A 13,517-nucleotide genomic window follows, 5' to 3' on the forward strand; every position below is an offset into this window, starting at 1 on the left:
TCAAAACGAATAGGTGTAATTGATAGTACTGGTTAACTCGTTATATCCGGGTTGGGCTGCCGCAGCGCCTCTTAACATCCACATTACAGATGCCCCGAAATTATGCGTTGTTTTATGGGTAGCTCCTTCGGCTTGTTTTCCTTTGGGAGAATAATTCAGATTCAGCCCGCTGTTGAACAGCGTACTTTTGGTAGTAGTACTCAGCCCGGCCACATCGCTGGTAGCATTGGTAATATTGTAAGTAGCGGTTACACCGGTACGGAATGTCTTATCAAAAAACTGTTTGTTCACATTCACACTGGGTCCCATAAAAGTGGTGTTCAAACCGGAAGCAGTATTCTTATAATAGTTCACTGATCCTGTCATGGATATCGCCTTCGGTACCAGGTTATAACTATAGCTTAAATTGGAAGTAAAAAACTTACTGAGGTTTTCTGTCGCGTCTACAGCACTGCTTCTGTCACTGGCATACTGGTAAGAAGAATTAAGGGTGATAGCATGCTGGACTTCCCTGTTACCCGTACGATACATCAGCATCCCATTATAGCTGTTATTCACCTGGTAGAAATCCAGGGTATCCTGGGGGTTATTAAAGTAAGGATCTACCAGTGGACGTACGCGGGTGTAATTACTGAAATTGGAATATCCGGCATTGATGACCCAGTGTTCATTCGGCGTAATACCAGTGTTAATATTGGCCACTATTCGTTTCGCGTCACTGGTCTTGCTCTTATCCAGGTTGTTCACCTGCACGCCTGCGTTAGCGGATAAGTTCACTTTCCCGCCAAATAACTGGAAAGTAGGCGCTACTGTAATGTTTCGCATATCGTTCACTACGTTATAGGCGCCTAGCGTTACATAGTCCGGAGCAACTCGTTCGTAACGCAGCTGAATGGTGTAGAAGTTACCGGTATATCCCAATCCCGCCTGTATCGCATCAAAGTAACGCGTCGTATTGGTTGGCGTTAATAAATGGCCTAAGAAGTTAGATGTTCCCCTGCTGCTGTCAAATGCATTTTTTTCTGAACGTACGTCCCTGTTCAATGCAGAAACCGAATACTCTGCATCTACAAACACACGCTGGGAAATATGCTGACGCAGATTCAGGGCAACAGCAATATTTTCTTTGGGAGAGATCGTTGCGTCCGCTGGTATATAAGGCAGTGAAGACACATTATCCTTTGCATGGAATAAAGAAACGCCATAGGCATTACCATCATTCTCATATCCTGCTTTTATCCCCTCCCCTTTACGTTCAAAAGCAGCCCTGTTATAACTATCAGGCACCAGTACGTCAAAAGGCACCGCCTTCAGCAAAGTACCATACATGGCGCTTACTCTCCATTTACCAGGTGTTAATTCCACGCCTACCCCATTGAACATATGTCCTGCCAGTGTATAGTTGCTGAAGGTCATGCTGGTACTACCCAGGTAGGCCCTTGCCCATTTGTAGGAAGGCGCAAAGCGGAACTGGTTAAACGGCTGTGAATAGTTTTTCCCCTGGTTACTGTAACTGAATGAAAAAGGCATGGAATATCCAAACAGGTTAATGTTGATATTCCCATTCAGGTACCAGGCCAGCGGGTCTCTCCTGTTATCAATACCATTGGCCTTATAAAGCGTAGTACTGGCATTCACAGATCCGCTCATCGTCACGCCTTTCTTTACGCCCAGCTGGTCCAGCGCCTGCGAAGAAGCCGGCAAAGAAGCGGTGAGCAATAAAAGAGAAAATATATAACGGTTCATTTTCATGCTACTTGCTAATAATAAAACGTACATCCTTACTATCATTCTCTGCTATCACCCTCAACAGGTAAGTACCACTGACAGTATTACTGAGTGCGAATTTGTCATCAATCTGCAATGCAGGGGAATATTGTTTACTGTCCACCAGGCGGCCGTTCATATCATAGACAGATACCACCACCTGTTGTTTCTTCACCATCTTCACCTCAAAGCTGAAATACCCGTTATTAGGGTTCGGTGATAATAACACCGTATCGATCACATGCACAGGTAATGTGTATACAGGTCCCGCCAGCGGATCATAGGTATTAATCACGATATCTTTTTTCAGGGAATAAGTGCAGCTGCCGAAAGTAGCGGTCATCTCTATCCAGTAATTCCCTTCTTTGTTAAACTTAATCAGCGGAGCGATACCGTCATATCCCATGAAGACAGCTTCCGGAGAGTATGTCCAGCTGATATTATCCGGTGCGGGTAAACTGATGTCTTTAATCACCAGTGTATCCAGTGCATTTTCCCTGGATGCTACCAGGAAGTTTACATCCGGTTTTACATTCAGTTTATCTATCAGTACATCTTTACTCACATTACAACCATTCACATCCTGTACGCTGATAGTATAATTACCTGCTACCAGGGTTTCGAATACCGGTGTTATACCCCATGTACCTTTATCAATAGCATATTGATAAGGAGAAATCCCCCCTTGTGCATTTGCGGTAATACGCCCATCACTTAAACCATCACATACAGCAGGCGCTATAGTGGCAAGGGTAAGTAAATCGGGCTGTGTTACTTCATAGTTAAAAGATTGTGTACACCCTTTACCATCTGTTACTTTCAGGGTATAATTGCCGGCAGGCACATGCAGCGGGTCCGCAACATTCCATTGATTATTGTAATTGCCATCCCCTCCGCTTACAATTACTTTCACCGCTCCGCTATTCTCACCATAACAATTCACAGGAGTGATACTGGCCGTAGCTGTGATAGCAGGATTTAATGCCTTCACAAGGACGTTCTTAGCCGCCATACAGCCGTTCTTATCCTTCACCTGCATCGTATAGCTTCCTGAAGTCAAAGACGGGAAAACAGGCATTTCCTGCCATTGTTCCGTATTCAGTTCATATTGATAAGGAGTAATACCCCCGGCTGCCTGTAAGGTGATCTTACCGGTAGGATCGGCGCCGCAGGATAAATCCTGTATCCCTGCTACCGTCAGCGATACAGCAGCCGCCTGTTGCAGTGCGACGCTTTTTGTAATGACACAACCACGGGTATCCTGGATTTTCACAGGATAAGTACCCGCCGCTAAATGATCGTATTTATTGATCGATGTATAGGGGCCGTTATTAAATGAATACTGATAAACGCCACTTCCTCCTGTTGCAGTGATATCGAATGTGCCATCGGACAGGCCATAACAGGAAATCTGCGCACCGTTGAAATCGGAAGTCGTAATACCGGCAGTCAGTGCAGACACCGGGGCCGTTATACTACCGGCATCTGCTACCGCAGAATAACAACCCGGCACATCTTTTACTCTTACAGTGTAAGTGCCGGCACCCAATGCGGTGGTATTGGTAAATGCAGTATAATCAACTCCGTTCAGGGAATATTCATTGGTTAATGTACCAGCTCCCCCATGTACCTGTATGTTGATAGTACCTGTGGAACCATAACATACAATATCATTCAACGTGATTTTATCAATGGTGATAGCAGGGTCCTGTGAATTGATTTGTACAGATAACTGCTGCCCACAGCTATTGGCATCCTTGACATAGATGTTATAATCACCGGCGATCAGATTATAGAAGGACGTAGCCGTTTGCCATTTAACATTATCCATACTATATTCCAGACTACCGGTACCACCACTTCCCTTCACGGTAATATTACCTGCAGGTGTAGCCGCACAAATCACATCCTGTTTACTTACCAGTGCAAGGTCCAGTGCCAGGGAAGATTGTGTAAATGTATAACTGGCAGAAGAGATACAGCCCCTTGCATCCTTTACTTTCAGTAAATGACTACCTGCATTGATATGCTCAATCAGTGCCGCATCTTCAAAAGTGCCATTATCAAGCGCATATTTATATCCGCTGTAAGTACTGCCATTTCCTCCGGTAGCGGTGATAATCGCAAAACCATTATCTCCGCCGGAACAGGAAATATTATAGCCATTATAATCCGATAATACAGCTGTATAAGAAAGCGCTGATGCCGGTGCAGTAACAAATAACTGATCTGGATAAGCATCTGTACAACCCTGACCATCTGTCACCAATGCATGATAATCCCCGGCAGTTAATGCAGCCCCACTGGTATATACTGCGCCATCAAGCGTATAATTATACACACCATCACCACCGGTTGTTGCCAGCGTAATACGACCTGTTGTACCATAGCAACTGATATCAGTTACGACAGCACTCTGCACCTTCAATGCAGGATACAGGTTAACAATATTTATCAGGCTATCTTTACTACAACCATTGGCATCGGTAATACTTAAAGTATAATTCCCGGCTACCAGATCCGTAACACTGTCTTTAAAAGAAACGCCATTTACCTTGCACACATAAGGTGCTGCACCTCCGGATATATTTGTAACGATTTTACCGGTAGCTGCACCATAACATTTAATATCTGTCTTCACTCCCCTGATGACAATAACAGGCTGTATCAATGCTACAGTAGTTGATTTTTCACAACCCCTGCTATCTTTTACACTGATCGTATAACTGCCTGCTGCCAGGTTATTAAATACAGGGCTATCCTGGTAGCTGTTATTATCTAATTTATATTGATATACTGTACTTCCCCCGGTGGCCGTAACCGTGATATTACCATCCCCGTTCCCTGTACAGGAAACATTAAATCCATGATAATCTGACAACTGCGTACTGAAACTTAATTCAGCAGCAGGTAATGTGACAGGATAAGTATCCGTCTCTATTTTACAGCCTTTGCCATCACTTACACGGAAAGTATAAGTACCGGCAGTATGTAATACATTCCCTGCAGTAAAATTTGTAAATGCAGCACCTGTAGACCAGCTATAGGTATAATTACCATCTCCGCCGGAAGCTGTTAAATTCACAGATGCACCTTCTGTCAGACATACCGCCTCATTTACCGTAACATTTGTAAACGCTACTGGTAGTGGATCATTCAGTGTAATGGTAGAAGATGTAACTGTACAACCGGTAGATTTATTATCACTGATGATTACACGATAAGTACCAGGTTCGAGTCCTTCTATCTGTGTATCCGTATTAAACCAGAAACTATTACCCACCCAGGACCCCGCTTTGTATTGCTGCCAGGTATAATTATAAGAGCCCGAACCTCCTGTCACCACCGCTTTCAGTATACCGTTAGCTGCACTGCTACAGGTGATATCTGTTTTTTGCAGCGATACCTGTAAAGCGGCTCTCTGGTAAACAGTGATTAATCTGGTAGCTACATCATTACAAGTAGTGGCCTGGTTTTTTAATGTAACTGTATAATCCCCTGCTGATAAACCTGAAAATATACCCGTGGTATTCGTTACAGCTCCCAACGTATACTTGTAAGCTCCTGATCCACCGCTGGCTGAAACCTTTAACGCACCGTCACTGCCTCCGTTACAACTCACGGAATCAGCAGATACGGGTTGTAAAGAAAGGGCCGTGATGGTATTCAATGTTACCGCGCTGCCCCAACCCGGACAACTACTATAATCTGCATTAATCACTTCAGCAGTATAAGCGCCACCTCCTAAACCATTGAATGAATAACTTGTTGCAGTGGTGGTAGCAGATTGTGCGAACAGTACATTATTCTTATACAGGTTATATTTATAATTCGTTCCACCACTGGCGGCAATGCCTATACTACCATCACCCGGATTGATACAGAGCGGCTGCGAAACAGTAACTGAGCCAGTGATCTGCGGCGGCCCACTAACTGTTATGGTCACTTGTCTTGTGATACCTGTACAGGTATTATCTCTTACAATTGCTATATACTGACCAACAGGCAGGTTCTGCCATAATACGGTCCCGTTTGCAGAAAGCTGTTCTGCTGATACGACCGTACCCGTAGATGTAGTTAATTTGAAATAATAACCGGAAGAAGCGTCGCCACCGGCTGCACTTACACCTATAACGCCATCTGTTGCGCCATAACAACTGACATCTTTTGTCTGCGCTGTATTATTAGCAATGGACAAATCTGCTAATTCACCTACAGAAACAGGTATAGACGTAAAACAGTTACCGCTGCCCGAACCGGGGTTTATCAACCATAAAGCATAATCACCCTTAGGCACTCCTGTTGCATGCACACCTGATGAAACCGGTTCAGCCCCATTACTCTCATCCACAAAATCCCCGCAATTAGAGGCACTGTTACCCAGATCAGGATTACAGGGAACGCTTGTACTGGCAGGCCGGAGAATCCAGCGCATAGTAGAATAACCTGCAACAATATTAGAAGGATCTATATCGATCTTCCCATTATTCTGACCAAAACAGGAAGGCGTTTTTACAATTTTACTCTCATCTGTTACAGTCGGAGGTGGTGGAGAAATCGCTAATGGATTAGTAGCCGCGCTATAAGGAGAATAATAAGTAGCGTCACTATATTTTGCCTTTATTCTGCATCTGAACTTTACATTCTGGGTAGCTGATTTAAGCTCAGGTATATAACTGGCAGGTGTAAAATAAAAGAAAAAATTGTTTTGTGATGAATCCATCCCCTTCCATGTGGCACTACCATTCAGGTTATATTCCCATACCAATGAAGTAGTAACATAACTGTCGGAAAATAAAAGCCAGTTTAGAGGAGAAGTCAGTCCCATTCTTTCATTCCCGCAAATCTGGGTAGCAGAAGATGCATTAATGGTAAGTGCATTCGGCGCTATCATTTCATATGTCCATCTTGCCGTAAAACCACTATAACTCTTGTAAGGACCGTAAAAAGGGACATCTCTCTCAACTGTCCTTCCGGCAATCGGATAAATTTCATATGCGAAAAGATAGCTAAAACTAGAACCATTACGATACATATTAAACGCAGGCCCATAAGTTGTACCAGTCCCTATTACAATACCCACACCATCTGCAGACCCAAATGGAGCAGAACTAAAGGTATTATTCTGGTATAGCTCTAATGAACCCAGGCCGGAAGGATTCTGTACATTTCCATACACAAACGTACTGCTCCACAAGGGAGTCGTTTGCCCTAACACACCATTTACGAATAATACAAAACTTACAAAAAGTAAAAATTTCTTCATCCGGTTGATTTAATATTTCACTTCAATTACCTTACTCATCTCCGTCTTCATATCCCCCTTCAACACTGCGATAATTTTATATTTATATACATTTCCCAAAAAGACATCATTATCTGCCCATTGCCTGTTAACACCATCCAGCGTTGAAAACAAAAGGAAGGGGCTATCATTTTTAGCCCTGAATATGCGGAACTGTTTTACTTCCGGCTGGTTATACAACCAGTTCAGCACAATCTGTTTTTTGTCCTGATCAGGTACAGCATTGATGTTCTTAACAGCAGGACGTTTAGCGGCTTCAAACCAGATATCCCCACTCAGTTCCTTTGCCTTATTCCCGGAATCATCCGCTACTTCCAGTTCGTAGTAATAGGTATTACCCGTCTGTAAAGCAGTATCTGTGTATTTCTCCCGTTTATTAAGTGTATCCCAGGCAGCCACTGTTTTGCGGCTGCTATCTTTCGCATTGATACTGTATAATGTATACTTCACCACATCTTCACTGCTGCTGTTATGCCATTCCAGTACAATAGCATGCAGGCTGTCAGAACGGTACGCCCTTGTTATCACCGGAGAGGAAGGAGCAATAGTATCCGGACGTTTTAATGCCAGGTAAGGCGTATAACCGGAAGTGTTATAATTCTTATCCACTGCTATTATTTCGTAATATACTTTAGATGTTAAAGTGTGCAGTGTTACCGTATCTGTAAATACCGGGGCCGTAAGGATCACTCTTGTCACTTCTACAAACTCTTCTTTCGGACCATTGGCACGGAATACACGATATCCCTGCAAATCCTTTTCCTTATTAACATCCCATTGCAGGGAAACAATGCCGGTAGAATCTACCTTCCCTATTAGCCCTGTTGGAATTACAGGCGGAATAGTATCTATTACCTGCGCGAAATAAGGGAAGGAATAAATGGTCTTCCCGCTTTTTGTAATCCCTTTAATTCTATAATAATTTGATCCCAGTGGTTTATCATCTGTAAAAGTATAGACAGGTGATTTCAGGGTAGCTAAAGGCTCAAAAGGCCCTTTCCCGTTAGCACTGCGGGTGATGATAATTTTAGATAATTGTTTGGATAACTCACCCGGTAAGAACCAGCGTAACTGGATCTTTTTATTATCAATCACGATAATCGTATCCATCACCGGTCTGTCTGATACAGACGCTACACCCGATCCTTCCACTGTTTTTGAATAAGGCCCGTAATCAGCAAATGGCGTGATGCCACGTACCCGGTAAATGTATTTGTTTTCATTATCAGGCAATGAATCCTGATAATAAGAGAACCCTGCTTTATCCGGCCCTGTAGGCATCACCGGCAAATCTGTCACCGGTTTGAAATTCTTACCGTCAGTCGATCTTTCTACCTGGTAAGCTGTATACATATTCTTATTGAAAGCTGTGAGCCAGCCCAATGTAACAGTACTGTCCGCACCTACTATCGCCAGCTCCTGCGGCGGAGATAATAAAGTGGGTTCATCCAGAGAAGCCACTACAATGGCTGTATCTATAGTCAGGTTTACCGGTTGTTTCGCCAATGAAATACGATAGGCATAACGTTCACCTTTTTTTACATTATTATCTTCCAGGAAAAGTCCGGCGCTTTTAGCTGCGTTTATAGACAAATCACAGGAGAGTAAGGCCATGGCCATACGCCAGTCGTTCTGGTTCTGGTTCTCAAAATAAGCCCCAATACCAGCTTCCGGCTTTAGTTTTTCGGCCTTTTCACCATAGATCAGTTCTGCAATAATGCCGATACGTTCATCTTTATCAGCAGCCGCTTTCATCTGTTCCAGCGTATAAGGTTTCAGCGGTTGTGGTGTCAATAATACCGGCTGTGGTTTAGTGACCAGTTGTCCGTTGATGGCAACCGTGAACCTTTCTACCGTATACCCGTATTTGTTACCCATCTCCCAGGAGATATAACTGGCAGGCGACCAGCGCAGTCTGATCTTATCTTTTCCCGCATCAGCCAGACCGGCGATACGATGTTCTTTTTGCTGGGCGTATACTGCACAGGAACTACTCAGCAACAGAAAGAATAATATAAAACGATACATGGTCATCAGAGTTTATAATAAATGCTACGCGTAACAGATGATGTAATATTGTTAGAACCAGGTAATCTGTATTTCAGTTCTACCGGGTAATAAATGTTCCCCTGTAAATCAGGATAAGTAGATGTCAGTAATTTACTGATAGCCGGGGTAGCGGTTACTCCGTTAATGTACAAACGGTTTGCTTTATTCAGCAGTTCGTGATAATCGTCATTTGCCACAAAAGAAACGTAGTACATAAAGCGGCAGCGGTCCTGAATAGTAGGTGCCAGTCCTTCAGAAATAGCCGCATCTTCCAGTCTGTATCCGGAGGTATTGGCATTGTACAAACGCACTGCGTCCAGAGGAGGAATACCGCCGGTGGTGGTCAGGTCGCGTGTGATGGTCATACCTGCATTGAAAGGGTAACCGGTATAGATCAGTGGCATCAGCTGTGTTTGTAACCAGCTGTTATTGGTACCTGCTACCAGGGATATCAATGGTTTGGTAGAGAACGTATTATCTCCTTCCGTTTCGAATTTGTCGAATGATTCTGCAGCATCAAAACGTTGTCCGATTACACTGATATAATTAGTGGCTACATCAAACAGGTCTCTTGGATCTGAAGTGGCGCTCATCTTCTCTATAAAGGTGTTATACTTACTGGTACGGAAGCTGTAATTGATCACTTCTTTGCTGACAGCAGAAGTAGCATTGCCTTTTAATGTTGTTTGTGCAATAGTAGTAGAATCCCCATCTGCTGATACATCGGTCTGTGATTGCGTCTGTACATTATTAGCAGCCGTTTGTCCATCCAGGGAAGAACGTACAATATTAAATGTATATACCGCTTCCTTCGCCATGTTCTGCGGAATATCAAAGTTCACCTGTGCCATTCCTTCATCGTAGTTGAAAGCAGGGGTCAGCACCTGTGCGCCTGCCTGTGTCATAGCAGCGGTTATCTTCCATTTCTTACCTGAATCGTCTGTAGTAGTGAACAGGTAAGGCTGACCGCGTTTCAGTTTAATATATCCTTTATTGTATTCTTTAGGCAGGAAGTTATATTGTCTGTTCACAGGGTATGCATAGGCTACATTCTCCCATGGTATATTATCAGGCGCAGCACCGGTAGTGAAAGTAGCTGATTTCACTTCGAAGTCTGCTTTCAGTGAATCCCAGTTGCTTCCGTTCTGTCTTTCCACATGCACCCTGGCAGAAGCTGTCAGTTTACTTGTTGGCGGTAATATATCCCTCAGTGTGAGGGAAGCAGAAGTACCGTCATCACTCATGGTAGTAGTACCTGTGATAAAGGCATTGTCTTTTTGCAATGTCAGCGCATCCAGTTGAATACGGTAAGTGGCTACTTCATCATTCTCATTCAACATAGAGAATGGCTTTACTACAGGCATATTAAAGGCCACCTGTGGTGTAGCAAACACACTGATATCTGAGGTATTGTCGTCCGGTTTGATATCATTAATGATAGTGATGTTCAGTTCTTTGGCGTTCACCAGTTCGCACTGGGTACCTAACTCCACTTTAATATTTGCCTTCCCTTTGATCATTCCTCCAAGTACGGAATACTTCACACCTACCATTCCCCTGAACCAGCTTGGATTCGGGAATTTGGCCTGCAATAGCACGGCTGCCGATAATTTGGCAATAGAGAAACCCCGTTTCTTACCAAATACCTTCACGCGAATCCCTACATCACCTTTCAGGTAAGCGTATGCCTGTCCGGCTGCATACCATCCGTTAAATCCTATAATACTATTACTGCCTTTACAACGGGCCTCTCCATAATCACGTAACAGGATATCTGATCCTGCTCCTATGGCAAATTCTCCATATACTCCATAATCAAACTTAAATCCTGCACTGAAATGTATGCCATAACCAAATCCACTACCACTCTTCATGGAGTTTTCCATTGCCATGAAGTTGGTATTCACATCATCAAATACTTCACTTACTTCTTTAGGTAAAGGCGGCATATCTTCCACCCTGGTACCCATCATGAAATACGTCTTTACTTCTGCAAGTCCTAATATAGACAGGCCAAACATCTGTGAAGGACGACCTATATAGAACCACCAGTCATCCGGAGCGATATGCAGTGCTGCTTCCCCTACCAGGCCACGTTCATTCACACCTTTCAGTACACCGGCTATATTAATGTATGTTTTAGAGTTAGCGTCGAAGGTATGGTTCACATTATCATAGCGCATTTTAAACTGCACCCATGCCGGTGCGGAATCATCTTCCCCTGCCTCTGATTTGCTCTTCGCTTTTACAGCTTTATGTAATACATATCCGGCCCCGTCAAACTGCGCGTAACGGAACCCACCGTCAGTTCCAAACTGTACTTCCAGGGCCACGTTGGCATTCACCACCATATCCGCGGTCAGTGCCAGGGATACCCCACCCATGAAACCCAGTCCGGCTTCTTTTACAGGTATATACTGGAAGATCTCACTCACATCTTTCAATCCCCCCTTATTATCAATCGCATTCCTGCTGTCATAGGGGTCGAAATCCGACGGTCTTTCCATATGGTAGGACATTCCCCCCATCAACCCGTTGATCTTGATAATAGGCGTAATAGGAATGGTTACGCCGATATATGCATCCACATGCCAGTAACGGTAATCGTCTTTCGATCCGAAATAAGCAGTGGCCTTTGCCTGTGGGATAGGCCCGGGAATGGTAAAGTCCAGGAAACCCCTGAAGCCATTGCCATATACCGGATGATTATCGAAGATGCTGAGGATACCATGCATCTTGAATGCCATCACGGCTACGGTAAGGTCTATATCACTGATCGTCACCTTATCCAGTTTCCAGTGCGTGGTTGTCTTTTGTACGGGTAGGTTATTGACAGTAACGGTTTGTACTTCTTCTTCCTGACTCGCAGTGACAATAAAAGAAGTACTACCCCCAAAACCCTTATCAGATGAATTCATAAAATTCAACCTTACGGTAGCGCCTATCCCTATTTTACCTTCTGCTATACCAATATGTATACTATCAAAGCCTATCGGGAATCCGCCCATTTTAGAACCACCTGCAGTACCTATATCGAATGTACCGCTGTGAACATAAGGCTTCTGCGTAGAGAGGGTCAGATCCTGGAAAGCAATGTTATTAACATTTAATACGCTTTTATTGAGGGTAACCTTTCCGTTCAATACGGCCACCGGCAGAAAGTCTTTTTCTGTTTTGGTGATGGATATACGGGAGTCTTTACCGAGGGTAATGTTTCCTGCAAAGAAACTGTATGTTTTATCTACAGTAGTTTTTAAGCTGAAGGAGTAATAAGTATCATTTCCCCTCATACTCACACTGGCATCGTAAGCCAGCGGATCTTCCCCTATGAAGTTCACCCGCAGCATTCCGCCAAGTGTTCCACCATTCAGTTTGTTCTTACTGAAACTGACCCCTATTTTGTCTATAGATAAAGGCCAGCCACCCGCGCTGGCATCTCCTAATCTGACGATATTTTCTGCTGTCAGACTACCACTTACACCCTGATCATCAATGATAAAATTGGTAACAGTCACTTTGGGCCTTCCCTCCCTGGTAGCTACCTGCTGCGGTAACCCTACTTCCAGTTCCTGCAGGAAGAAACCTCTCCATAACAAAGGACTGGCAGGATCATCCAGCATATCGCCGGTCACATTCAACCCACCCGGATTGGCCACATCACTCATGTCCACTACCGCATTCTTCACTTTGAAACTGAAGTCGGTCATTTTTGCTATATGGAATGCAGGTATATCCACCGCAGCTATGATGTTACTCAGGTCCGTTACATTCACTTTCAGGGCCGCACGTAATTTATCTGTCTTCGTATCTTCGGGTTGTAACCAGGTACTATCAAATTCAAATACAGCGCTCAGATTCGCATCTTTAAAGCCGTTACAGTCCCATTCTATGTAATTGTCACCATTACCCGGAAAAGAGAGGTCTACATGGTCATTAATGTGGATATTCTGATCGTTCAGCAACACCAGTTTGGTGGCAGTCACTGCACTGACCCCTCCCGGTGTGAAGCCTATATTTTTACCACCGAAAATGAGGTCATTACTGGTACCGGGAAAGGTAAAGCGGAAATAGGCGCTGAAATAAGCCCCTGTGGTGGTCATCCGGGCGCTGTCAATAGCAATCACGTATGTTTTGCCATTGATCTCCCTTACCAGCCCTACCGGCAGGGTACCCATGTCCTCATTATTCAGCGCATTTATAAAGCGCCCTTTGTCCTGAATTTCCTTGAAAAGTCCCTGTACATAGGCATTTGCACCCGCAGTGTCTATCTGGTTAACCGGAGAGGATAAAACAATGACCGGCCTTAAGAATGACAGTAAAAATAACAGCAAAGCTGTAGCTACAGCAGGTAGAGGGTTACCGCGACGTATTATCATTAGTTAACAGGATTGTCCCT

The 13,517-nt window shown here is 44.0% G+C and carries 4 protein-coding genes; all 4 read right to left on the reverse strand.

Features of this window, described 5'->3' with window-relative positions; genetic code table 11:
• The 4 genes from GO495_RS25375 to GO495_RS25390 are packed head-to-tail and all read right to left on the reverse strand — an operon-like array spanning position 1 to position 13,497.
• Positions 1 to 1,746, reverse strand: coding sequence for a hypothetical protein (locus GO495_RS25375; protein WP_157302754.1), 1,746 nt, complete (start codon positions 1,744 to 1,746; stop codon positions 1 to 3).
• Positions 1,747 to 1,753: 7 nt separating this feature from the next.
• On the reverse strand, positions 1,754 to 7,033 hold the full coding sequence (locus GO495_RS25380) for a T9SS type A sorting domain-containing protein (RefSeq protein ID WP_157302755.1): 5,280 nt from the start codon (positions 7,031 to 7,033) through the stop codon (positions 1,754 to 1,756).
• A 9-nt stretch (positions 7,034 to 7,042) separates the two neighbouring features.
• Entirely contained in the window at positions 7,043 to 9,100 is a 2,058-nt protein-coding gene (locus GO495_RS25385; protein ID WP_157302756.1) for a fibronectin type III domain-containing protein, read from the reverse strand.
• Positions 9,101 to 9,105: 5 nt separating this feature from the next.
• Complete coding sequence (locus GO495_RS25390) at positions 9,106 to 13,497, reverse strand: hypothetical protein (RefSeq protein ID WP_157302757.1); 4,392 nt, start codon at positions 13,495 to 13,497, stop codon at positions 9,106 to 9,108.
• Positions 13,498 to 13,517: the final 20 nt, after the last annotated feature.

The organism is Chitinophaga oryziterrae (assembly GCF_009758125.1).
Lineage (GTDB): Bacteria > Bacteroidota > Bacteroidia > Chitinophagales > Chitinophagaceae > Chitinophaga > Chitinophaga oryziterrae.